Origin of the sequence: Plantactinospora sp. KLBMP9567 (genome assembly GCF_033446045.1) — a bacterium.
In the GTDB taxonomy this organism is placed as follows: Bacteria; Actinomycetota; Actinomycetes; order Mycobacteriales; family Micromonosporaceae; genus Plantactinospora.
Map to the genome: position 1 here is coordinate 236,159 of NZ_JAWQRR010000026.1, position 23,399 is coordinate 259,557.

The following is a 23,399-nucleotide window of genomic DNA, read 5'->3' on the forward strand; positions in this document are numbered from 1 at the left end:
CGTCGCGCCCCGGCGCATTGCGGGATGGTCAACCGGCCTCGACGATCATGCCGGCCCCGACCGTACGGTTGGTCGACTCGTCGATCACGATGAAGCCGCCCGTCGTACGGTTGCGCCGGTACTCGTCAGCCAGCAGCGGCACGGTGGTGCGCAGCCGTACCCGGCCGATCTCGTTGAGCTTCAGCTCGGTCGCGGACTCGTCCCGGTGCAGCGAGTTCACGTCCAGCAGGTACCGCAGGTTGCGGATCACCGCCCGCGCGGACCGGGTGGTGTGCTTGATGGCGTACTTGCCGCCGACCCGCAGCGGCTTGGTCTCGTCCATCCAGCAGATCATCGCCTCGATGTCCTGGGCCACCGCCGGGGCGTTGGTCGGCCGGCAGATCAGGTCGCCCCGGGAGATGTCGATCTCGTCGGTGAGGCGCACGGTTACCGACATCGGCGGGAACGCCTGCTCGACCGGGCCGTCGGCGGTCTCGATCGAGGCGATCCGGCTGGTGAACCCGGACGGCAGCACCAGCACCTCGTCGCCCGGCTTGAGCACCCCGGAGGCGACCTGCCCGGCATAGCCCCGGTAGTCGGTGACCGTGGTCGACTGGGGACGGATCACGTACTGCACCGGGAACCGTACGTCGACCAGATTGCGGTCGCTGGCGATGTGCACGTGTTCCAGATGGTGCAGCAGCGACGGGCCCTCGTACCACGGGGTGTGCTCGGAGCGGGAGACGATGTTGTCGCCGTGCAGCGCCGAGATCGGCACCACGGTCAGGTCCGGCACGTCCAGCTTGGCCGCGAACGCGGTGAACTCGTCCGCGATCCGCTCGAAGATCTCCTGGGACCAGTCGACCAGGTCCATCTTGTTGACGCAGAGCACCAGGTGCGGCACCCGGAGCAGCGAGCAGAGGAACGCGTGCCGGCGGGACTGCTCGACGAGCCCCTTACGCGCGTCGACCAGGATCAGCGCCAGGTCGGCCGTGGATGCCCCGGTCACCATGTTCCGGGTGTACTGGATGTGCCCGGGGGTGTCGGCGATGATGAACTTCCGCCGGGGGGTGGCGAAGTACCGGTACGCCACGTCGATGGTGATGCCCTGCTCGCGCTCGGCCCGCAGCCCGTCGGTGAGCAGCGCCAGGTTGGTGTACTCGTCGCCCCGGGCCGCGCTGACCGCCTCGACCGCTTCGAGCTGGTCGGTGAAGAGCGACTTGGTGTCGTAGAGCAGCCGGCCGATCAGGGTCGACTTGCCGTCGTCGACGCTGCCGGCGGTGGCGAACCGGAGCAGGTCCATCGCACGGGTCTCGGTGGGGACCGCGGTCGCCGTCATCAGAAGTACCCTTCCCGCTTGCGGTCTTCCATCGCCGCCTCGCTGACCCGGTCGTCGCCCCGGGTGGCGCCGCGTTCGGTGATCCGGGTCGCGGCCACCTCCTCGATCACCAGTTCGACGGTGTCCGCCGCCGACCGGACCGCGGCCGTGCACGAGGCGTCGCCGACGGTGCGGTAGCGGACCTGCTCGACAAAGGGCGTCTCGCCGGCCCGGGGCGAGATGAACTCGTTGACTGCGTAGAGCATGCCGTCCCGCTCGACGACCTCCCGCTGGTGGGCGTAGTAGATCGACGGCAGCCCGATCTGCTCCCGGGCGATGTAGTGCCAGACGTCCAGCTCGGTCCAGTTGGAGAGCGGGAAGACCCGGATCGACTCGCCCGGATGGTGCCGGCCGTTGTAGAGCGACCACAGCTCGGGGCGCTGGTTCTTCGGATCCCACTGGCCGAAGTCGTCGCGGAAGCTGAACACCCGCTCCTTGGCCCGGGCCTTCTCCTCGTCCCGCCGGGCACCGCCGAAGAGCGCGTCGAAGCGGTACTTCTCCACCGCGTCGAGCAGCACCGGCGTCTGGATCCGGTTACGTACCCCGTCGGCCGGCTCCTGCACCAGCCCGGACTCCAGCGCCTCCGGCACGCTGGCCACCACCAGTTGCAGCCCCATCTGGGCCACCCGCCGGTCGCGGTATTCCAGCACCTCGGGAAAGTTGTGCCCGGTGTCGACGTGCATCACCGGGAACGGGATCCGGGCCGGCGCGAACGCCTTCTCGGCCAGCCGGAGCATGACGATCGAGTCCTTGCCCCCGGAGAAGAGCAGCACCGGCCGCTCCAGCTCGGCCACCACCTCGCGGATGACGAAGATGCTCTCGGCTTCCAGGGCGTCGAGATGGGAGACCCGGTAGGCCGCCGGCGAGGTCATGGCGCCACCTCGCCGCGCTCACCGGCGGAATCCGGCTTCCCGGCGCTGGCGTGATCGGCGGGGTCGGCAAGGGCGCTGGCCCGCTGGCCGGTCCGTTCGCGGTGCCCGCTCGTGCCGGCCCTCGCAGGTGCTGCTCGCATGGGATTTCCAGACCCTCCCGATCGGTTAAGTCTTCATGTCCCGGTCTACGGTACCTGGAGGTGCCGCTGCAACGCTGCGAGCAACCGAGGAGCGAGATCCTTACGGCACACCACCAGATCCGGCAGGCGGGGATCGGCCTGGTTGTATTTCAACGCGGATCCGTCGATTCGGGAAGCGAAAAGCCCGGTGGCCGTCGCCACAGCGACCGGAGCCGCCGAGTCCCACTCGTACTGGCCGCCTGCGTGCACGTACCCGTCGACCTCGCCACTGATCACGGCGGCGATCTTCGCGCCGGCCGACCCCATCGGCACCAGCTCGGCGCCGAGTTCGGCGGCCAGGTCGGTGAGGAAGACCGGCGGCCTGCTCCGGCTCGCGGCCAGCCTGATCCGCCGGCCGATGCCGTCCGGGCCGGTCGATCCGGTACCGTCGGGCGCCGCCGGCAGCGTCATCGGCGGGTACGCAGGCGGCTGGTCGGTGCCGAGCACCCGGTGCTGGGCGGGCAGCCCGACCGCGCCGGCGACCAGTTTGTGCGCGGTGCCGGCCCGGCGGGACCAGAGCGCCACGTGCACCGCCCAGTCCGCCCGGCCCTCCTCGGAGAACTCCCGGGTGCCGTCCAGCGGGTCGATGATCCAGACCCGGTCGGCGGCCAGCCGGGGCGCCACCTCCGGCTCGGCCTCGGCGGCCCAGGCCAGTCGGGCGCCCTCGTCCTCCTCCGAGAGCACCGCGTCGGCGGGTCGCCAGCGGGCCAGCTCGGTGCGAAGAAGTTCGTGCGAGACCTTGTCGCCGGCCGCCTTCAGCGCGCCCGGGTCGGAAAAGCCCAGCTCGGCCCGGAGTTCCAGCAGCGCCTGGCCGGCTCGACCGGCCAACCAGCGGGCGAACTCGCCGTCGATCACGGGCGGCGCGGCCATCAGCACACCCCCAGGGAGCCGGCTTCGCCGGTCGTCGGACACGAGATCATCATCGTCAGCCTCCTCACCCGCGGCGAGAAGACTACCGGTCTCGATGCGAATGCGGGTGGACCGGCAGTCCGCCACACCGATGCGGTCCGTCCGTCGCTGGTCAGGTCCCGTGGTACGCGTTCTGCGCCCACTCCAGGCCACGGGTCACGACCGTCTCCGCCGCATCGGCCGCCCGGTCCACCAGGAACTCCAGCTCCTTGCGCTCCACCGAGGAGAAGTCGGAGAGTACGAAGTCGGCCGGGTCCTGCCGCCCCGGCGGCCGCCCGATCCCGAACCGCACCCGCAGGTAGTCCTTCGTCCCCAGCGACTTGGACATCGACCGCAGCCCGTTGTGCCCGCCCTCGCCACCGCCCTGCTTCAGCCGGATCTGCCCGTACGGGATGTCCAGCTCGTCGTGCACGGCGACCACCTGGTCGACCGGCACCTTGTAGAACTGGGCCAGCGCCGCCACCGGGCCGCCCGAGAGGTTCATGTAGGTCGTCGGCTTCGCCAGCACCAGCTTCGGCCCGCCGAAGCCGAGCCGCCCCTCGGCCACCTCGGCGACCGCCCGGCGGTGCCGGCCGAACTTGGCGCCGATCCGCTCGGCGAGCAGGTCGGCCACCATGAAGCCGACGTTGTGCCGGTGCCGCGCGTACTCCTTGCCGGGGTTGCCGAGCCCGACCAGCAACCACGGATGAAGCTCCTCCGCCACGCCGCTCTTCCCCCAGTTCTGCTTCCCGGCCCGCTGGGCGTCACAGTCCCGCCGACGTCACAGTACGGAAACAGGCGCCCCCGAACGTCCGGGGGCGCCTGTCAGACGGTTGTCGCTCAGGCCTCCGCGGCAGCCTGCGCGGGCGCGCCCTGGTTGTCGCCCTCGGCCTCGGCGGCCTCGGCACCGGGGCCCTCGGCTCCGGCCTCCTCCTCGGCCTCCTCGGTCGGCTCCTCACCGGCCTCGGTCGCCATCTGCTCGGCGGTCGGCGCCTGGCTGACGAGCGCGAGGATCTGCTCCGGGTCGGCGACCAGCTCCACACCCTGCGGCAGCCGTACGTCCGCCGCGGTCACCTGCGAACCGACCTCGAGACCGTCGATCGAGACCTCGAAGCTCTCCGGCAGCCGGGTCGCGTCGGCACTCACCGAGAGGGTGTTCTGCTCGTGCACGACCAGGGTGTCCCTGGCCGCCTCACCGGTCAGGTGCACCGGCACGTCGACGGTGACCTTCTCGCCCCGCCGGACCAGCAGCAGGTCGATGTGCTCGAGAGTGTCCTTGATCGGATCACGCTGGATGGCCTTCGGCAGTGCAAGCGCCTGGGTGCCGTCACTGATTTCGATCGCGAACAACTGGTTGGCGCCACCGTGCCGGATGGCGGCGGCGAACTCACGCGCGGGTAGCGCGATGTGCTTGGGCTTTTCGCCGTGGCCGTACAGCACGGCGGGCACCTTACCGGCCCGGCGGGTACGACGGGCACCACCCTTGCCGAACTCGGTGCGGGGCTCGGCGCTGATCTTTACCTCGGACACGGGAAGACTCCTGATACGGTCACTGCGGCGCTACGTCGGCTGGCGGTTGGCGGTGCTAGGGCGAAGGGCGCGCTGGGGGCTTTGCGTGTGGCCACTGCCCGGAGCACCGCGTCGATGACGGTGCATCCGTGCGGCGCTTGCTTCAGCGGCCCGCAGGCACCCTCGCCGTGGCAACCGCACCAGTCTACCCGAGCCCCGATGCGGCTTTGCGGCGGTCCCCACCCAGGCAGGTTGGCGCCATTCGCCATCCGCCAATTCCACCTCCCGGCGCCCCCGCAGGCTCACGCCTGCGGCCTGTGGAGGGCCCCTCGACCGACTCGACAGGGCGCCGAGTCAAGCCGGCCGGGCAGACGGCGCCGTGAGGTTCAGCCCGCCTGACAGGCTCCGCCGTCGAGTCAGCCCGCCGGACAGGCCGTCAGCTCAGCCCGCCGAACAGGCCGTCAGCTCAGGCCGCCGAAGAGGGTGGTCACCGAGCCGTCGTCGAAGACCTCGCGGATCGCCCGGGCCAGCAGCGGCGCGATGGAGAGCACGGTGAGCTTGTCGAGCTGCTTCTCCGGCGGCAGCGGCAGGGTGTTGGTCACCACCACCTCGCTGATCCGGCTGTTCTTCAGCCGTTCGGTCGCCGGGTCGGAGAGCAGGGCGTGGGTGGAGGCCACCAGCACGTCCGCGGCCTTCGCCTCGTGCAGGATCTCGGCCGCCTTGCAGATGGTGCCACCCGTGTCGATCATGTCGTCGACGATCAGGCAGACCCGACCCTCGACGTCCCCGACCACCCGGTTCGCCACCACCTGGTTCGGCTTGGAGGGGTCCCGGGTCTTGTGGATGAACGCCAGCGGACAGCCGCCGAGCCGGTCGGTCCAGCGCTCCGCCACGCGTACCCGGCCCGAGTCCGGGGCCACCACCGTCATCGGGCGGCCGGCGTACTTGCGCTGGACGTACTCGGCCAGGATGTCCATCGCGAAGAGGTGGTCCACCGGCCCGTCGAAGAATCCCTGGATCTGCGCGGTGTGCAGATCCACGGTGAGGATCCGGTTGGCGCCGGCCGTCTTGAGCAGGTCCGCCACCAGCCGCGCCGAGATCGGCTCCCGGCCGCGGTGCTTCTTGTCCTGCCGGGAGTACGGATAGAACGGCAACACGACGGTGATCCGCTTGGCCGAGCCGCGCTTCAGCGCGTCGATCATGATCAGGGTCTCCATGACCCACTTGTTCACACCGTGCGTGACGGACTGCACCACGAAGGCATCCGAACCACGCACCGACTCCTTGAACCGTACGAAAATCTCACCGTTGGCGAACTCGTACGCGTCGGACGGTGTCGGCGCCACCCCGAGCACCTCACCGATTTCCGTTGCCAGCTCCGGAAATCCCCTTCCGGAGAAGAGCATCAGACTCTTGCGATTTTCGGCGACGATGCTGCCCATCGGCTCGTCTGCTCCCGTTTGTCGGTGGGTCACCCGGCGTTGGGCCAGAGACTATTCGGTTGCAGTATCTCCCGAGGCCGGACGACCTTCACCCGCTACGGAGCCCCCGTGCAGTGGCTCACCTTCGCTTGCGCCCGGCGCCCCCTGTCCGGCACGCTCCGCGGCCGCCGCCGACTTCGTGCCGGCCCGGCGGCGCAGCACCCAGCCGTCGATGTTGCGCTGCTGGGCCCGGGTGATCGCGAGCGCCCCGGGAGGTACGTCCTTGGTCACCGCGCTGCCCGCCGCCACGTACGCCCCGGCGCCCACCTCGACCGGCGCGACCAGGCTGGTGTCACAGCCGACGAAGGCCGCCTCACCCACCACCGTGTGGTTCTTGTTGACCCCGTCGTAGTTCACGAAGAGCGTCCCGGCGCCGATGTTGGCCCGCGCCCCGATGGTGGCGTCCCCGACGTACGTCAGGTGGGGCACCTTGGCCCCCTCGCCGATCTCCGACTTCTTCACCTCGACGAAGGTGCCGACCTTCGCCTTCTCCCGCAGCGTCGCCTCCGGCCGCAGGTACGCGTACGGCCCCACGCTCGCGCCCGGGCCGACCGCCGCGCCGACCGCGTGCGCCCGGATCACCGTGGCGCCCGCGCCGACGGTGGTGTCGATCAGGGTCGTGTCCGGGCCGACCGCCGCCTCCGGACCGATCGTGGTGGCGCCGCAGAGCTGGGTGTTCTGGTCGACCACCGCGTCCCGGCCCAGCGTGACGGTGACGTCGATCCAGGTGGTCGCCGGGTCGAGCAGGGTCACTCCGCTCCGCATCCAGCCCTCGTTGACCCGGTCCCGCAGCAGCCGGCGCAGCGCCGCCAACTCGACCCGGTCGTTGCAGCCCAGCGTCTCGGTGGCATCTGCCGCCACGTGCACCGCCACCGTCTCGCCGGTCGCGGCGAACTGGCCGAAGACGTCGGTCAGGTATTCCTCGCCCTGGTCGTTGTCGGTGGAGAGCTTGCCCAGCGCGTCGCGCAGTAGCGCGGCGTCGAAGGCGTAGATCCCGGCGTTGATCTCCCGGATCGCCCGCTGGGCAGCGCTGGCGTCGCGCTCCTCGACGATCCGCTCCAGCCCGCCGTCGGCGCCCCGGACGATCCGGCCCAGGCCGGTCGGGTCGGCCACCTCTGCGGCGAGTACGGTCGCCGCCGCTGAAGCGGCCTCGTGCGCGGCGACCAGCTCGGTGACGGTCTCCGGCCGCAGCAGCGGTACGTCTCCGTTGAGCACCACCACGGTGCCCCCGGCGTCCGGCGCACTCTCCAGGGCGATCCGGACGGCGTGCCCGGTGCCGTGCTGCTCGGCCTGGAGCACCGGCTCGGCGTACGGGGCGACCTCGCGCAGGTGCGCGGTGACCTGGTCGGCACCGTGGCCGACCACCACCAGCGTGCGGTCGGCCGACACCGGGGCGGCGGCCGCGAGCACGTGGCCGAGCAGGGTGCGGCCGAGGATCGGATGGAGCACCTTGGGTAGCGCCGACTTCATCCGCTTGCCCTCACCGGCGGCGAGGACGACGACGGTGCGGAGGCGGGGCTGGGACACGAGAATGCTCCCGTCGTAACGGCCGGCAGTATGCGGCCCCATGCTAACCAGGCGCCAGCGACGATGGGCGAAGCTCCCGGGAGAGGATTCGAACCCCTACAATCAGGACCAAAACCTGACGTCCTGCCATTAGACGACCCGGGATCACCCAAAAGGGACAAAGTGCCCCTCAGTTGGAGAGCATCTACACCCTACCGCCCCGCCCTCAGATCCTCATCCGTCATCCCCCGCATGATCCCTTCGATCTTCCAGTACAGCCGGCTCGAGCCAGGGACATCGATGACCAGGCAGCCGCGATAGCCGTCGCCGGTGTTCCGCCGGTTGGTCTCCGGCCGGTGCCGCTTGAGCGAGGGCCTCCGGAAGGCCTGCACCGGAACGTCCACCAGATCGGACCACCACCGCCCGGCGGCTTCCGCGTCGGCCGCCTCGTGGATGCTGACCCGGAACCGCAGGACCGACCGCCGCACTCCGAGCGCCTCGACGAAGCGGATGAACAGAAGGACCAGGCCCGGATCGCTGTTGACGAACTTGACGCGACAGTCGTTCGGGCGCCAGGGCTTGGCCTTGGCACCCTCGCACCAGTAGATCGCCGCACCGACCAGGACCAACTCGCGGTACCGAAGACTCTTCACCCAGGCCGCCGTCGCCTTGATCGTCTCCGCCCGGGCCGCGTCCCGGGCCGCGCGATGCGGTCCCCAGAGCGCGTCGGTCATCCGACGGGAGTAACGACTTCGTGGCCGGCACCGAACCGGGGGTGCTGCGTGCTCGTCGACGGTCAGCCTCGGCTTCCGGGTCGGGGGCGAGCCGCAGGTGCCGAACCCACCGGTACGCCGTCGACTTCGCCACCCCCAGCTCGTCGCCGATCTCCGGCACCAAACGGCCCGCCCCGCGCAGCTCGACGGCCCGGGTCCGCAACTCGTCCTTGGCGTTGGGCCGTTTCGTCCACTCCGGTGGGGGAACATTCCGCAGCAACGCCGACAACCGGTCCTTGCCGATGCCGAGCCGTCGCCGGATCTCTCGCGCGGACAGCAGCTCGACGGTACGCAGACGACGCGCCTCGGCAGCGAGCGGATCAACCATGACCTGGAGATTAGGACTCGTGTACGACAAGATCCGTCGATGGCTGACAGCGGATTCCCAGTCCGCGTACATGGCAGACTACGAGAGCGTAGGTTACGGTGACGTAGGCGTAAGTTATCAGTCTTCCCCCTACGCTCAGCGAGGTGCCATGTCCTCCGTCCTGCTCGAACAACCGGCCTCCGAAGCCAAGAAGGGGCCCAAGCCGCTCACCGACGGCGTCCAGTCCAAGGGCATCCTCGTCGCCCTCTGGTCCTTCGTCACCATCCCCTTCCTCGCCCTGCTCGCCGCGATACCGGTGGCCTGGGGCGGGTGGCTGAGCTGGACCGACATCGCGATCGCCGGAGTGTGGTACGTGGTGGCCGGGCTCGGCATCACGGTGGGCTTCCACCGGTACTTCACGCACGGGTCGTTCAAGGCCAAGCGCTGGCTGCGGGTGGCCCTGGCGGTGGCGGGTTCCTTCGCCATCCAGGGGAACATCACCCAGTGGGTCGCCGACCACCGCCGGCACCACGCCTTCTCCGACCTCGAAGGCGACCCGCACTCGCCGTGGCGGTTCGGCGCCAGCGTGTGGGGGCTGACCAAGGGGCTGTTCCACGCCCACATCGGCTGGCTGTTCAACCGGGAACTCTCCAACCGCGAGCGGTTCGCCCCCGACCTGCTCGCCGACAAGGACATCGACCGGGTCGACCGGCTCTTCCCGCTGCTGGTCAGCCTCTCACTGCTCACCCCGGCGCTGCTGGGCGGCCTGGTCACCTGGTCCTGGCAGGGCGCGCTGACCGCGTTCTTCTGGGCCGGCCTGGTCCGGGTCTCCCTGCTGCACCACATCACCTGGTCGATCAACTCGGTCTGCCACGTCTACGGCGAGCGCCCCTTCGAGGTGCGCCAGGGCGACCGGGCGACGAACTTCTGGCCGCTGGCCATCCTGTCCTTCGGGGAGAGCTGGCACAACCTGCACCACGCCGACCCGACCTGCGCCCGGCACGGCGTACTGCGTGGTCAGGTGGACATCACGGCCCGGACGATCTGGCTCTTCGAGAAGGTTGGCGCCGCGTACGACGTACGGTGGCCGAAGCCCGAGCGGGTCGCCGCGAAACTGCTCAAATCCACACCGTCACAGTGACCCGCGACGCGCCCGGGCATCCGGTTACGAGCGTCTGCCTGGCAGGATGGCCAGGTGACCGAGCGCAGCGAGGGCACCACCAGGGACGGCACGAGTCGGCACGGCATCGCGGGACGGCAGCGGGATGACGAGGTGACAGACGGTTCGCCCACCACCCGCCGGGTCGGGCGCCGGCAGGTCCCGGCCCCGACGCCACCGCCGCCGCCGGCCAAGCCCGTTTCCCGGGTACGGATGTCCGCGGCCCAGCGCCGGGAGCAGCTCATCGCGATCGGCCGGCAGGCCTTTGCCGAGCGCGGGTTCGACGCCACCTCGATCGAGGAGGTCGCCGCCCGCGCCAAGGTCTCCAAGCCGGTGGTCTACGAGCACTTCGGCGGCAAGGAGGGCCTCTACGCGGTCGTCGTCGACCGGGAGGTACGCGCCCTGCTCGACCGGGTCACCACGGCGCTGACCGCCGGGCACCCCCGGGAGCTGCTGGAGCAGGCGGCGCTGGCCCTGCTCGACTACATCGAGGAGGAGACCGACGGCTTCCGGGTGCTGGTCCGGGAGTCTCCGGTGCTCTCCGCCACCGGCAACTTCAGCAGCGTGATGAACGACGTGGCGCACCAGGTGGAACACATCCTGGGCGCCGAGTTCAAGAGCCGGGGCTACGACCCGAAGCTCGCCGAGCTCTACTCGCAGTCCCTGGTCGGCATGGTGGCGCTGAGCGGTCGCTGGTGGCTGGAGGTACGTAAGCCACGCAAGGAGACGGTGGCGGCGCACCTGGTGAACCTGGCCTGGAACGGCCTGTCCCACCTGGAGGCCAAGCCGACCCTGCTCACCCGCCGGACCCGCTGAGCGGCCGGCGGGGCCGGGTTCAGGGGCCGGGGCGGGCGCTCGAACTGCTGCGCATCTCGCGCTCCTCCTCGGCGTGCCCCGGCGGGCCGACTTTGTCGTACAGGCCGGTGGCGAGCAGGACCAGGCCGAACAGCATCGACACGATGACCGTCGACATCGAGAAGTTGAGGATGTTCGCCTCGGTCTGCAACACGGTCATCATCGCGATGGCGACCACCAGGAAGACCACCCCGATGGCCAGGTTCATCAGGTGCCCGAAATTGCCCCGGTGCACCGCCCCGAACAGCACCACCAGCCCGAAGATCACCGACGCCAGCGCGAACGCCATGTTGGTCCGCAGCCCCAACACCCAGTGGCTGCCCCGGCTGAAGAAGTCGTCCCCGGCGGTCTCGAAGAGTCCGAAGACGCCGAAGACCACGATGTAGAGGCCGATCAGCCCGGCGAGTACCCGGTAGACCGGCCGGGCCGGATGGTTGATCGGAATATGCGCCATGTCCCCTCCTCGCCGCCGCTGGGCGGCTTTCCTACCGGATTGTCACCCGGGCCGGAGGGGATTGCCCGGCGAACGCCGGGATCGGCACCGGCCGACCGGGAGATACCGGCGGCCGGTGCGTCGCCGGATCAGAGCACCAGGCGGGCGTCCTGCCAGGCCTTGGCCTCTTCCTCGGAGCCGACCTTGCCGTACATGCCACACATCAGCAGCACCAGACCGAGGATCATGATCACGATGGTGGTGGCGACGGTGAAGTTGAGATAGTTGGCGTCGGTACGCAGCACCGCCAGCTCGGCGAGCCCGAGCGCCATCAGGCCGTACCCGAGGAACTTGTCGACCGCCGTGTCGACGTTCCGGCCGACCAGGGTGGCGAGCAGGATGACGAGGCCGAGCACGGTAGAGATCGCCGAGTAGCCGAGGTTGGTCCCCTGGCCGAGCACGAGGGTGTCGTCCTGGGCGAAGAACTCGCCGCCGCCGGCCTCGACGAAGCCGAGGACGCCGAAGGCCACCAGGTAGAGGCCGGTCAGCCCGCCGATCGCCCGGTAGACCGGCCGCGCGGGATGGTTGACGGGGTTGTGGGCCATGATCAGCAATCTCCAACGCCGTTGCCAGTGGGGGTCGGGCTAGATTCTTCCGCATGGCATCCGGGTGACGCCGCACACCCCCGCCAGGCCCCGTCAGGCACGCCGCCGGTGAGGTGCCGCCGTCGTCGCAGCGCCGGCGCTCAGCCCTCCGGTACAGCCCCGGCACTCAGCCCTCCGGTACCTCCTCGGCCAGGGCCAGCCAGGCCTCCTCGGTCTGCTCCCGCTCGGCCCGTACCGCCCGGAGCTGGCCGTCCAGCTCGGCGATCCGGGTGTAGTCGGTGGCATGCTCGGCCATCTGATTGTGCAGCGCCGCCTCGCGCTGCTCCAGCTTGCCGATCTGCCGCTCCAGCCGGCTCAGCTCCTTGCGGGCCGCCCGCAGTTCCCCGCCGGAGAGCGCGCCGTCGACCCGTGCGACGGCCGGTGCCGCACCGTTGCTCCGCCCGTCCGGTGGCGGCCCGCCGGGCGCGACTGCCCGGGCAAGATATTCGTCGATACCTCCGGGCAGGTGCACCAGCCGGCCGTCGCCGAACATTCCGTACACCACATCGGTGACCCGTTCGACCAGATAGCGGTCGTGACTGGCCACGATCAGGGTGCCGGGCCAGGAGTCGAGCAGGTCCTCCAGCGCGGCCAGGGTGTCGGTGTCCAGGTCGTTGGTCGGCTCGTCGAAGAGCAGCACGTTCGGCTCGGCGGCGAGCAGCCGGAGCAGTTGCAGCCGGCGCCGCTCCCCACCGGAGAGGTCGGAGACCGGGGTCCAGAGCCGCCGGTCGTCGAAACCGAAGATCTCGGCGAGCTGGGACGCGTTGACCTCCCGGTCCCCGAGTACGACCCGGCGGGCCACCTCCTCGACCGCCTCCAGTACCCGCAACTGGCCCGGCAGCTCGGCCAGTTCCTGCGACAGGAAGGCGGGCCGGACGGTGGAACCGGTCCGTACCTGCCCGGCATCCGGCCCGCGTACCCCGGCCAGCAACCGCAGCAGGGTGGTCTTGCCCGCCCCGTTCGCGCCCACGATGGCGATCCGATCGCCCGGACCGACCTGCCAGGTCAGGTTCTCGAGGATCAGCTTCGGGCCGGCGTTCAGGGTGACGTCGGTCAGGTCGTACACCTGCTTGCCGAGCCGGGCGGTGGCCAGCCGTTGCAGCGACACGGTGTCGCGCGGCGGCGGTACGTCCGCGATCAGCGCGTTCGCCGCCTCGATCCGGAACCGCGGCTTGGAGGTCCGGGCCGGCGGGCCGCGCCGCAGCCAGGCGATCTCCTTGCGCAGCAGGTTCTGCCGGCGCGCCTCGGTGGCCGCGGCCACCCGCTCCCGCTCGACCCGGGCCAGCGTCCAGGCGGCGTAACCGCCCTCGTAGGCGCGGACCGTCCGGTCGGCGACCTCCCAGGTGTCGGTGCAGACGGCGTCCAGGAACCACCGGTCGTGGGTGACCACCACCAGCGCGCCGCGCTTGCCGATCAGGTGCCGGGCCAGCCAGTCCACCCCGGCCACGTCGAGGTGGTTGGTCGGCTCGTCCAGCACCAGCAGGTCGGTGGTGCGGACCAGCAGTGCGGCCAGGGCCACCCGCCGCCGTTCGCCGCCGGACATCGGCCCGACCGGCTGGTCCAGCCCGAGGTAGGGCATGCCGAGACCGTCCAGGATCGCGCGTACGCCCGCGTCGCCGGCCCACTCGTGCTCGGCGCCGAACCCCTCGTCGAGCCAGGCGGTGCCGAGCACCACGTCCCGGACCCGGGCCTCGGGGTCGAGTACGAGGGTCTGCGGCAGCCAGGCAACCCGCAGGTCGCGGCGGTGCGTCACCCGGCCGCTGTCCGGCTCCTCGGTCTTGGTCAGCAGCCGCAGCAGGGTGGACTTGCCGGTGCCGTTCAACCCGACGACGCCGATCCGGTCCGAGTCGGAAAGGCCCAGGGAGACGTCGGTGAGGAGCTGCCCCGCCGCGCCGTACCCCTTGGAGACCCGGTCCAGATTGACGATGTTGGCCATGTACTCAGACGGTAGTCAGCCGGTCAGCTCACCCGGGCGCCGGGGACCGGCCCGTACGCCGTCCGGACCGTCCGGCACAACCCGGAGGCGGTCAGCTCGGCGGCGACCCGCTCGGCGTGCCCGCCGTCGGTGGCCAGGAAGACGCAGGTCGGGCCGGATCCGGAGACGATGCCGGCGAGTGCCCCGGCCGCCTCGCCGGCCTTCAGCGTCTCCGTGAGCGCCGGGCGCAGCGAGAGCGCGGCGGCCTGGAGATCGTTGCCGAGCGCCCGGCCGAGCCGGGCCGGATCCCGGCCGCGCAGCGCGGCGAGCAGCGCGTCGGCGTTGCGCAGCGGCGGCGGGGCGGCGTGTTCGGCGCGCAGCCGGTCGAGCTCGCGGTAGGCGGCCGGGGTGGAGAGGCCGACCTCGGCGATCGCCACCACCCAGTGCCAGGTGACCGGCCGGGCCAGGATCGGGCTGATCGTCTCGCCGTGTCCGGTGCCGAGCGCGGTGCCGCCGTACACCAGGAAGGGGACGTCGGAGCCGAGCCCGGCGGCGATCCCGGCAAGGTCGTCCCGGCTCAGGTCGGTGCCCCAGAGCGCGTCGCAGGCGACCAGCGTGGCGGCGGCGTCGGCGCTCCCCCCGGCCAGGCCGCCGGCCAGCGGGATCTGCTTGCGCAGGTGCAATCGGGCGTGCGCCGGCACCCCGGCGTGCGCGGCCAGCGCCCGGGCCGCCCGGATCACCAGGTTGGACTCGTCCAGGGCCAGCTCACCGGCGCCCTCGCCCTCCATGGTCAGGGTGAGGGTGTCACCCCGGCGGGCGGTCAGCTCGTCGTGGATCGAGATCGCCTGGTAGACGGTGTTCAGTTCGTGGTAGCCGTCCGGGCGCAGCGGCCCGACCCCGAGATGGAGGTTCACCTTCGCCGGTACCCGGACCTTGACCGGGCCGGACATCCTCCGGCGCGGACGTTCGTCCTCGTCGTCCGGCCGCCATGCCTCGGTCATGCAGCGATGCCCCGGGCCCGCCGCCGGGCGAGCCGCTGGCGGAGCGGGTCGGGTGACCACGGCCGCCGGGACGCGGGATCGACGGGCTCGGCCGTCACGTCGGCCACCTCCTGCCACACACGCCGTCAGCCTACTCGGCGGGTCGGGCGGCCACCGGGGCCGACGCGGCGATCGCGGCGAACTGCGCGACGGTCAGCGACTCGCCCCGGGCGCCGGGGTCGACCCCGGCCGCGACCAGCGCCGCCGCCGCCCGGTCCGGGCCGCCGGCCCAGCCGGCCAACGCGGCCCGCAGGGTCTTGCGGCGCTGCGCGAACGCCGCGTCGATCACCGCGAAGACCTGGTGCCGGGGTACGTCGGACCGGGGCGGCTCGCGCCGGATGAAGGCGACCAGCCCGGAGTCGACGTTCGGTACCGGCCAGAAGACGTTCGGCGGGACCCGGCCGGCGCTGCGCGCGTCGGCGTACCAGGCGAGTTTGACCGACGGGACCCCGTAGGTGCGGGAGCCGGGGCCGGCGACCAGCCGGTCGGCCACCTCCTTCTGCACCATCACCAGTCCGTGGCGCAGGGCGGGCAGCTCGGCGAGCAGGTGCAGCACCACCGGCACGGCGACGTTGTAGGGCAGGTTCGCCACCAGCGCGGTCGGGACCGGCTCGGCGAGTTCGGCGGCGGTGATCCGCAGCGCGTCGGCGGGGTGCACGGTCAGCCGGGCCGCACCGGCCGGGCCGGCGTACCGGCGCGCCGTCTCCGGCAGCGCCCCGGCCAGCACCGGATCGAGTTCGACCGCGTGCACGTGCCCGGCCACCGGCAACAGGCCGAGGGTGAGCGAGCCGAGCCCCGGCCCGACCTCCAACACCACGTCAGCCGAGGTCAGTCCGGCGGCGGCGACGATCCGGCGCACGGTGTTCGGGTCGTGCACGAAGTTCTGGCCGAGCTTCTTGGTCGGGTGCACTCCCAGCCGGGCGGCGAGTTCCCGGATCTCCGCCGGGCCGAGCAGGTCTGCGGCCATGCTGCAACAGGGTACGGCCCACCGGTGCGGCCGGGACGGCGTACCCGCCGTACCGTCCCACGCCGCTGCGCCCACGGCCACCGTCCGCACGAGCAGCCGGCCGCTCCACCGTCCCGGCCGGCGCTGACCTGGACACCAGAGGCGTTATCCGAGTGCCGTAACGCCTCTGGTGTCCAGGTATACCGAGCAAATGTCCAGGTGCACCGGGCGCAGAGCGGGACCAACGGCGCTGCGGGCTACGGCGTGGCCGGGAGGGGCGTACCGGCGAAGTGGCAGGCGGCGACCCGCTCGCCGACGACGGTCGGGGCGTCGCCCTCCGGAACGAGCAGCGCCGGGGTCTCCCGGGCGCAGACGTCCTGGGCGATCGGGCAGCGGGTGTGGAAGCGGCAGCCGGACGGCGGGTCGACCGGGCTCGGCGGGTCGCCGGCCAGCACGATCCGCTCCCGTCCCCGCTCGCGCGGGTGCCGCACCGGTACGGAGCCGAGCAGCGCCCGGGTGTAGGGGTGCGCCGGGTCCTGGTAGACGGTGGCGGCCGGACCGAGTTCGGCGAGCCGGCCGAGGTACATCACCGCGACCCGGTGCGAGACGTGCCGGACCACGCCGAGGTCGTGCGCGATGAAGACCAGGGCGATGCCGAGCCGCTGCTGCAACTCGGCGAGCAGGTTGACCACCTGGGCCTGCACGGAGACGTCGAGCGCGGAGACCGGCTCGTCGCAGACCACCACCCGGGGTTCGGTGGCCAGCGCCCGGGCGATGCCGATGCGCTGCCGCTGCCCGCCGGAGAACTCGTGCGGAAACCGGCGCATCATGTCCGGGGCGAGCCCGACCATCTCCAGCAGTTCGGCGACCCGGTCCCGGCGGGCGGCCGCGCCCCGGGCCAGCTTGTGCACGTCGAGCGGCTCGGCGATCACGTCCAGGATCGGCATCCGGGGGTTGAGCGAGGTGACCGGGTCCTGGAAGACCATCTGAACGGCCCGGCGCAGTTCGCGACGGCGGGTGCCCCGGGCGGAGCCGACGTCCAGGCCGGCGTAGCGGACCTGGCCGGAGTCGGGTCGTTCCAGCCCGACCAGCAGCCGGGCCAGCGTCGACTTGCCGCAGCCGGATTCGCCGACCACCCCGAGGGTCTCGCCGGCCGCCACGGTCAGGTCGACCCCGTCCACGGCGTGCACCCGGGATCCGCCGCCGAGGCCGCGTCCGGCCCGGTAGGTCTTGCGGACTCCGGTGGCGACCAGCAGCGGCTCGCCGATGGTCGGCGCGTCGGCGGTCAGCGGACCGGAGGTGTTCGGGCCGGCGGAGACGGAGAGCGCGGTCGGCGTACCGACCGTGGGGGTTGACCCGGCCGGGCCGGCGGAGGCTGGGCCGGGCCCGGCCGGGTGGTCAGACGGGGGCATCGACGGCCTCCTCGGCGTGGTGGCAGGCGGCGGTCCGGCCGGGTACGGCGAGCGGCCGCCGCTCCGGGCGGGTCACCGTGCACTCCTCTGTGGCCCGGTCGCAGCGCGGATGGAAGGCACAGCCGGTCGGCAGCGCCAGCAGGTTCGGCGGGCTCCCCGGGATCGGCCGGAGCCGGTCGCCGGGCTGCGCCAGATCGGGTACCGAGCGCAGCAGCGCCGCCGTGTACGGGTGGGCCGGCCCGTCCAGCACCTCGGCCACGGTGCCGGTCTCGACGATCCGGCCGGCGTACATCACGGCGACCCGGTCGGCGATCTCGGCGGCCACCCCGAGGTCGTGGGTGATCAGCAGGACGCCCATGCCGAGTTCGGTGCGGAGCCGGTCGACGAGTTGCAGGATCTGCGCCTGCACGGTCACGTCGAGCGCGGTGGTGGGCTCGTCGGCGATCAGCAGCCGGGGCCCGAGCGCGACCGCCATGGCGATCAGGATCCGTTGCCGCATGCCCCCGGAGAACTGGTGCGGATAGTCGCGTACCCGGCGGTCGGGGGCCGGGATGCCGACCAGCCGGAGCAGTTCGGCGGCTTCGGCCCGGGCGGCCCGGCGGGAGAGCCCGCGGTGGATCCGGAACACCTCGCCGAGCTGGTCGCCGATCGAGAGCACCGGGTTGAGCGCGGAGAGGGCGTCCTGGAAGACCAGCGCCATGGTCTCGCCGCGCAGCTTCCGGACCTGCTCCGGCCCGGCCGTGGTCAGATCGTGCCCGGCGACCCGGAGCTGCTCGGACCGGACCTGCACCCCGCCGGAGTCGAGCAGTCCCATCACGGCGCGGGCGGTGACGGACTTGCCGGAGCCGGACTCGCCGAGCAGCACCAGCACCTCGCCGGCGGCGATGTCGAGGTCGACCCCGCGCACCGCCGGTACGACGCCCCGCCGGCCGCTGAAGGTGACGTCGAGGCCCCGGACCCGCAGTGCGGCCGGCAGGTCGGCATCGGGTGACCGACGCTGGATTTCTACCCCGCTAGTCACTACACCTCCCGAATTTCCGTGATGTTTCCTGCCGTAACGGTTTCTGTCGCCCAGCCGTTGATCCGCGCCGGAGTTGGCCAACATGTTGACACGCTGCGCCTGATCCTGGCAATCTCTGCTCCCACATCGCCGACAATCCACACCCAGATCAGGTAACGGCGCCGAAATCCACCGCGCGCCCCGGCACCTGGCCCCGACCCGAAGGAGGCAGCGGCGTGCTCGACCCGGCCCCGCGCTACACCGGATACACGTCCTACAGCTACCTGGAGGCAGGTACCGACTACCGGGAGTTCAAGCTCGCTCCGGAACTCGGCCGGGTGCCGGCGTACCAGGGCATCTCGCTGACGGACGGACAGCGAGACCGGGTCCGCCGGCTGCTCACCGACAACGTCGTGATCTCGCTGCACGACCACCCGTCGGTCTTCCCGGAGGAGATCGGCCAGACCGTCGACTACAACCGCACCGCCCGGCACCACACCGGGTACGCCGGACTGGCCCGCTCCGGCATGACCGCCGTCTTCGACAACATGATGGACGGCACCTGCTGCGTGACCAGCCAGATGGGCTGGAAGTGGACCGACGTCATCGCCGACCTCGGGATGCGGCTGTCCGACCTGGCCCACCAGGACTACCTGATCCGGGTGGAGCGGCTGGCCGACATCCACCACGCCCACGAGACCGGCCGGATGGGCCTGGTGCTGGCCACCGAGGCGGCCACGATGATCGAGAACGAGCTGGACCGGATCGACATGCTCTACGGCTTCGGCGTCCGGCAGATGGGCATCGCCTACAGCGAGGCGAACACCCTGGGCAGCGGGCTCAAGGAGCGCGGCGACGGCGGCCTGACCTACTTCGGCGAAAAGGCCGTACGCCGGATGAACAAGCTCGGCATCGCGATCGACGTGTCGCACTCCGGCGACCGTACCTCGGCCGACGTCATCGCCGCCTCCACCAAGCCGATCTTCATCACGCACGCCGGATCGCGTACCGTCTGGCCCACCAACCGGATGAAGCCGGACGAGGTGATCCGGGCCTGCGCGGAACGCGGCGGGGTGCTCGGCCTGGAGGCCGCACCGCACACCACGCTCTCGCCGGCCCACCCCGAGCACAGCATCGAGTCGGTGATGGACCACTTTGTGCACTGTGTCGACCTGGTCGGCATCGACCACGTGGCGTTCGGGCCGGACACCCTCTTCGGCGACCATGTCGGACTGCACGACACCTTCGCCGCACACCTGTCCATCGCCGAGGCGCACGGCCACGTCGAGCACCCCCGGGTGCCCTACGTGGACGGGCTGGAGAACCCGGCCGAGTGCTACTGGAACATCGTCTCCTGGCTGGTCGGCCACGACTACTCGGACGACGAGATCGGCAAGGTCCTGGGGGGCAACATCATGCGCGTCCTTGAGGAGGTCTGGCACTGATGCGTACATTCCGGCGCGCCCTCGCCGTGGCGGCGGGCGCGCTCTCGATAGGGCTGGCGGCGACCGCCTGCTCACCCAGTAATCCGGACAGCTCCGACGACGGCGGCAGCGGCGGCGCGGCGGACCGGATCACGATCGGCACCACCGCCGACGTGCTCAACTACAACCCGCTGGTCGGCAACAGCCGTACCGACACCTGGGTCACCAACCTGATGTATCCCCGGCTGATGAGCATGGGGATGGACGGGGTGCGCTCGCCGTACCTGGCCAGCAAGTGGGAGTACACCGACGGCGGGCGCAAGGCGAAGTTCACGCTGCGGGACGACTTCACCTGGAGCGACGGGGAGAAGGTCACCGCCGACGACGTGGCGTTCACCATCGACGCCGTCGCCAAGGAGAAGATCGGCGTCGTCGCCGGGCTGATCTCGTCGTACCAGAAGTCCACCGTGATCTCCCCGACGGAGATCGAGTTCCAGCTCTCCCAGCCGGACGGCACCTTCCTGGAGAACGTCGGCTTCTGGATGCCGGTCGTCCCGGAGCACGTCTTCAGCAAGGTCGGCAGCGTGCAGAAGTTCGCGAACGACTCCGACTGGGTGTCGGCCGGGCCGTACAAGCTGACCACGGTGGAGCGGGGCCAGCGGTACGTGCTGGAGCGGATGGAGAACTTCCCGCTGGTCGAGGGCGGTCCGAAGACCAGGGAAGTGGTCTTCCGGGTCTTCCCCGACGTCAACACCGAGGCGCTGGCGCTGCGTAACGGCGATGTCGATCTGATCGCCAACGCGCTGCCGCCACCCCTGGCCAAGACCCTGGAGGGCGACAGCAAGCTGAAGCTGGTCAAGGTGCCGTCGCTGGGCTGGGCGCACATGCAGTACAACACCGCGCGCGAGCCGCTGGACAAGCTGGAGGTACGCCAGGCGCTGGCCGCCGCGGTCGACTACGAGGCGATCCGCCGGGTGGCGTTGCAGGGCAAGGCGGTCTCGTCGAACTCCTCGGTGCTGACCCCGACGCTGAAGCAGTGGCAGGACCCGTCCGCCAAGGAGTACGCGCACGACCCGGCCAAGGCGAAGACGCTGCTGACCGGGGCGGGGTTCTCCGACGGCAACGGTGACGGGCTCTTCGACGGGCTGAGCCTGCGGATGATCTACGACCAGGCCGACCCGAACATCTCCAAGTGGGCGCAGCTCGTCCGGGACTCCAGCAAGGAGGCCGGGATCGAGATCAAGCTGGAGGGCCTGGAGCGGAACACGTACGTCGAGAAGTACACCGCGCGGGACTACGACATCTACGCCGGCTCGTGGGCGATCATGGAGAACCCGCCGGCCAACCTGGCGCTGGCGTTCAAGTGCAAGGGCTTCATCAACTACGCCAACGCCTGCGACCCGGAACTGGACGCTTTGATCGACCAGGCCAGGTCGCAGTTGGACCAGGCCGGCCAGAAGGGCCCGATCCAGCAGGCCGCGAAGATCATCACCGACAAGGTGTACGACAACGTGCTCTACGTCGAGGAGTTCACCATCGCGCACTCGGCGGAATGGTCCAACTTCCTGGTCCAGCCGAGTGAGCTGCTCTCCATCGTCAACCCCGTCTCGGTGGCCCAGGCCACCAAGGGCTGACCAGTTCGACGCGGGGGGGGGGGGGGGGGGGGGGGGGGGGCCCCCCCCCCCCCCCCCCCCCCCCCCCCCCACCCCCCCCCCCCCCGGGCGCGAGACCATGCCCGCTGGCGCCCGGTTCGTCACCCGCCGCCTGCTGCGCGGCGTACTGACCATGTGGTTCGCGGTGACCGTGACGTTCTTCCTGCTCCGCCTGCTGCCCGGCGACCCGGCACTGGCGGTGGCGGATCCGACGATGACCGACGAGCTGCGGGCCGAGCTGCTGCGCGACTACGGCCTGGACCGGCCGCTGGCGGTGCAGTACTGGGAGTACCTGACCCAGCTCCTGCACGGCAACCTCGGGGTGTCGTTCCGGCAGAACCAGCCGGTGCTGGACATCCTGCTGGAGCGGCTGCCCTGGACCCTGCTGCTGGCCGGCTCCGCGCTGGTGGTGACGGTGGCGCTGGGCATCCCGCTCGGCGTGCTCGCGGCCACCCGGGCCAAGGGCACCCTGGACCGGCTGATCCAGGTCGGCGGCATCACCGGCCAGTCGCTCTTCATCCCGAGCATCGGGGTGTTCCTGCTCTATGTCTTCGGGGTGGTCTTCGGCATCCTGCCGATCGGCGGCGCGATGGACGACGACGTCTACGGGCTGGCCGCGTACGGCAGCATCGCGCTGCACCTGGTCCTGCCCTGCCTGTCGCTGGTGCTGGTGCAGCTCGGCTCGTACGTGCTGACCCTGCGCAGCACGCTGATCGACGCGCTCGGCGAGGACTACTGCACGCTGGCCCGGGCCAAGGGGCTGCCGAACCGGAAGGTGGTGTGGCGGCACGCGCTGCGCAACGCGCTGCTGCCGACGACCACGCTGGTCGGGCTGCAACTGGGCTTCCTGGTGGGCGGGGCGGTGCTGACCGAGTCGATCTACGCGTACCCGGGGGTCGGCCGGGCCATCTTCGAGGCGGTCGGCCAGCTCGACTTCCCGGTGTTGCAGGGCGCGTTCCTGATGCTCGCCTTCGCGGTGATCGCCGCCAACCTGCTCACCGACCTCGCCTACGGACTGCTCGACCCGAGGGTCCGGACCTCATGAGCGAACGCAGCCAGCGAACCAGCCAGCTCGACGAGGAACGTCATGACGACGACGAGCGCAGCGAGGAGGCGGCATGACGACCACCGATGCCCTGATTCCGTCGTCGGGCGACACGCCGCCGCCGGCCGCCGCGATCCCGGCGTCCGGCGGGCTGCCGCCGTCCGAGTCGGTGGGGCGGCAGACCTGGCAGTCGTTCCGGCGCAACCCGCTCGGCCTGGTCAGCGCCGGGATCCTGCTGCTACTCGGCCTGGTCGCGCTGGCCGCGCCGCTGATCGCCGACTACCCCAGCGGGTACGGCGAGGAGGTGCTCGCCGGCCCCGGTGCCGGGCACTGGTTCGGTACCGACGACCTGGGGCGGGACGTCTTCGCCCAGGTGGTCTGGGGGACCCGGGTCAGCATCGTGGTCGGCCTGGCGGCCAGCCTGCTGGCGATCGTCATCGGCGTGCTGGTCGGGGTCGCCGCGGCGTACTTCCGGCCGGCCGACATCGTGCTCGGGGTGATCGTCGACGTCTCGCTCTCGCTGCCGGTGCTGCCGCTGATGATCCTGGTCGCCGCGCTGGCCGGGCCGAGCGTGCCGACCCTGGTGGTGGTGATCGCGGTGTTCAGTTGGCCCGAGGTGGCCCGGGTGGTCCGCTCCCAGGGGCTGGCCGTGGTGCCGATGCCGTACGTCTCGGCGGCGCACGTGATCGGCGGCTCGCACCTGTGGATCATCCGCAAGCACGTCCTGCCCGGCGTCGCACCGGTGGTCGCCGTCTCGGTGGTGCTGACCACCTCCCGGGCGGTGCTCTCCGAGGCGGGACTGTCGTTCCTCGGTCTCGGCGACCCGAACAGCTGGTCCTGGGGGACGATCCTGCACCAGGCACAGCGCTCCGGCTCGCTCGCCACCGCCTGGTGGACCACGCTCTTCCCGTCGCTGGCCATCCTGCTGCTGGTGGTGGCCACCACCCTGCTCGCCGTGGCGTACAACGACGCCCGCAACCCGAGGACGAGGTGACGAGGCCG

At 71.2% G+C, this 23,399-nt stretch carries 21 protein-coding genes, 1 tRNA gene and 1 pseudogene; 6 read left to right on the forward strand and 17 right to left on the reverse strand.

Translation table 11 applies throughout. The annotated features are described in order from the left end of the window. Window positions 1-28: 28 nt before the first annotated feature. The 10 genes and pseudogenes from R6Y94_RS21705 to R6Y94_RS45225 form a co-directional block, all read right to left on the reverse strand. Window positions 29-1,318 (reverse strand): sulfate adenylyltransferase subunit 1, encoded by a 1,290-nt coding sequence (locus R6Y94_RS21705; protein WP_318397703.1) that lies wholly within the window; start codon window positions 1,316-1,318, stop codon window positions 29-31. After that, a complete protein-coding gene (gene cysD / locus R6Y94_RS21710) occupies window positions 1,318-2,229 on the reverse strand; it encodes a sulfate adenylyltransferase subunit CysD (RefSeq protein ID WP_318397704.1) in 912 nt (303 codons plus the stop codon). Before cysD ends, R6Y94_RS21705 begins: the two co-directional genes overlap by 1 nt. Before the next feature lie 185 nt (window positions 2,230-2,414). Next, window positions 2,415-3,278 (reverse strand): inositol monophosphatase family protein, encoded by an 864-nt coding sequence (locus R6Y94_RS21715; RefSeq protein ID WP_318397705.1) that lies wholly within the window; start codon window positions 3,276-3,278, stop codon window positions 2,415-2,417. 151 nt (window positions 3,279-3,429) lie between these two features. Next, window positions 3,430-4,020 carry an aminoacyl-tRNA hydrolase gene (gene pth / locus R6Y94_RS21720; protein ID WP_318397706.1) on the reverse strand — a complete coding sequence of 197 codons (591 nt, stop codon included), beginning with the start codon at window positions 4,018-4,020 and terminating at the stop codon, window positions 3,430-3,432. A gap of 116 nt (window positions 4,021-4,136) precedes the next feature. After that, window positions 4,137-4,826: a 50S ribosomal protein L25/general stress protein Ctc gene (locus tag R6Y94_RS21725; RefSeq protein WP_318397707.1), complete on the reverse strand. Its 690-nt coding sequence runs from the start codon at window positions 4,824-4,826 to the stop codon at window positions 4,137-4,139. Between the two features lie 440 nt (window positions 4,827-5,266). Continuing rightward, window positions 5,267-6,247 (reverse strand): ribose-phosphate diphosphokinase, encoded by a 981-nt coding sequence (locus R6Y94_RS21730; protein WP_318397708.1) that lies wholly within the window; start codon window positions 6,245-6,247, stop codon window positions 5,267-5,269. A 51-nt stretch (window positions 6,248-6,298) separates the two neighbouring features. After that, on the reverse strand, window positions 6,299-7,813 hold the full coding sequence (glmU, locus tag R6Y94_RS21735) for a bifunctional UDP-N-acetylglucosamine diphosphorylase/glucosamine-1-phosphate N-acetyltransferase GlmU (protein ID WP_412102832.1): 1,515 nt from the start codon (window positions 7,811-7,813) through the stop codon (window positions 6,299-6,301). A 73-nt stretch (window positions 7,814-7,886) separates the two neighbouring features. Next, window positions 7,887-7,957: transfer RNA gene (locus R6Y94_RS21740), tRNA-Gln, on the reverse strand. Between the two features lie 47 nt (window positions 7,958-8,004). Beyond that, window positions 8,005-8,526: a hypothetical protein gene (locus tag R6Y94_RS21745; protein WP_318397710.1), complete on the reverse strand. Its 522-nt coding sequence runs from the start codon at window positions 8,524-8,526 to the stop codon at window positions 8,005-8,007. A 151-nt stretch (window positions 8,527-8,677) separates the two neighbouring features. Further along, window positions 8,678-8,965 (reverse strand): annotated as a pseudogene (locus R6Y94_RS45225) (hypothetical protein); the annotation flags it as partial. A gap of 76 nt (window positions 8,966-9,041) precedes the next feature. On the opposite strand from R6Y94_RS45225, the gene R6Y94_RS21750 reads away from it, so the two are divergent. Both R6Y94_RS21750 and R6Y94_RS21755 read left to right on the forward strand, forming a co-directional pair. Further along, complete coding sequence (locus tag R6Y94_RS21750; protein WP_318397711.1) at window positions 9,042-10,013, forward strand: acyl-CoA desaturase; 972 nt, start codon at window positions 9,042-9,044, stop codon at window positions 10,011-10,013. Between the two features lie 132 nt (window positions 10,014-10,145). Further along, window positions 10,146-10,847, forward strand: a complete 702-nt coding sequence (locus tag R6Y94_RS21755; RefSeq protein ID WP_412102838.1) for a TetR family transcriptional regulator — start codon at window positions 10,146-10,148, stop codon at window positions 10,845-10,847. Window positions 10,848-10,866: 19 nt separating this feature from the next. Here the strand turns inward: R6Y94_RS21755 and R6Y94_RS21760 are convergent, their stop codons facing one another. The 7 genes from R6Y94_RS21760 to R6Y94_RS21790 all read right to left on the reverse strand — a co-directional run bounded on the left by R6Y94_RS21760 (window position 10,867) and on the right by R6Y94_RS21790 (window position 18,381). After that, window positions 10,867-11,340: a DUF4383 domain-containing protein gene (locus tag R6Y94_RS21760; protein ID WP_318397712.1), complete on the reverse strand. Its 474-nt coding sequence runs from the start codon at window positions 11,338-11,340 to the stop codon at window positions 10,867-10,869. A gap of 128 nt (window positions 11,341-11,468) precedes the next feature. Then, entirely contained in the window at window positions 11,469-11,924 is a 456-nt protein-coding gene (locus R6Y94_RS21765) for a DUF4383 domain-containing protein (RefSeq protein ID WP_318397713.1), read from the reverse strand. A 166-nt stretch (window positions 11,925-12,090) separates the two neighbouring features. After that, window positions 12,091-13,899: an ABC-F family ATP-binding cassette domain-containing protein gene (locus R6Y94_RS21770; protein WP_318397714.1), complete on the reverse strand. Its 1,809-nt coding sequence runs from the start codon at window positions 13,897-13,899 to the stop codon at window positions 12,091-12,093. Window positions 13,900-13,922: 23 nt separating this feature from the next. Beyond that, complete coding sequence (locus tag R6Y94_RS21775) at window positions 13,923-14,879, reverse strand: 4-(cytidine 5'-diphospho)-2-C-methyl-D-erythritol kinase (protein ID WP_318397715.1); 957 nt, start codon at window positions 14,877-14,879, stop codon at window positions 13,923-13,925. A 130-nt stretch (window positions 14,880-15,009) separates the two neighbouring features. Beyond that, entirely contained in the window at window positions 15,010-15,885 is an 876-nt protein-coding gene (gene rsmA, locus R6Y94_RS21780; protein WP_318397716.1) for a 16S rRNA (adenine(1518)-N(6)/adenine(1519)-N(6))-dimethyltransferase RsmA, read from the reverse strand. Window positions 15,886-16,121: 236 nt separating this feature from the next. Beyond that, on the reverse strand, window positions 16,122-17,132 hold the full coding sequence (locus tag R6Y94_RS21785; RefSeq protein WP_412102839.1) for an ABC transporter ATP-binding protein: 1,011 nt from the start codon (window positions 17,130-17,132) through the stop codon (window positions 16,122-16,124). A gap of 130 nt (window positions 17,133-17,262) precedes the next feature. Continuing rightward, window positions 17,263-18,381 carry an ABC transporter ATP-binding protein gene (locus tag R6Y94_RS21790; protein ID WP_412102833.1) on the reverse strand — a complete coding sequence of 373 codons (1,119 nt, stop codon included), beginning with the start codon at window positions 18,379-18,381 and terminating at the stop codon, window positions 17,263-17,265. A gap of 131 nt (window positions 18,382-18,512) precedes the next feature. Between R6Y94_RS21790 and R6Y94_RS21795 the strand changes: the two genes are divergently transcribed. From R6Y94_RS21795 to R6Y94_RS21810, 4 genes are all read left to right on the forward strand, one after another. Further along, window positions 18,513-19,721, forward strand: a complete 1,209-nt coding sequence (locus R6Y94_RS21795) for a dipeptidase (RefSeq protein ID WP_318397719.1) — start codon at window positions 18,513-18,515, stop codon at window positions 19,719-19,721. After that, window positions 19,721-21,334, forward strand: a complete 1,614-nt coding sequence (locus R6Y94_RS21800; RefSeq protein ID WP_318397720.1) for an ABC transporter substrate-binding protein — start codon at window positions 19,721-19,723, stop codon at window positions 21,332-21,334. The genes R6Y94_RS21795 and R6Y94_RS21800 overlap by 1 nt, the downstream gene beginning before the upstream one ends. 97 nt (window positions 21,335-21,431) lie before the next feature. Further along, the gene (locus R6Y94_RS21805) at window positions 21,432-22,397 is read left to right on the forward strand and encodes an ABC transporter permease (RefSeq protein ID WP_318397721.1); all 966 of its coding nucleotides are present in this window, start codon (window positions 21,432-21,434) and stop codon (window positions 22,395-22,397) included. A 73-nt stretch (window positions 22,398-22,470) separates the two neighbouring features. Continuing rightward, a complete protein-coding gene (locus R6Y94_RS21810) occupies window positions 22,471-23,391 on the forward strand; it encodes an ABC transporter permease (protein ID WP_318397722.1) in 921 nt (306 codons plus the stop codon). Window positions 23,392-23,399 lie beyond the last annotated feature (8 nt).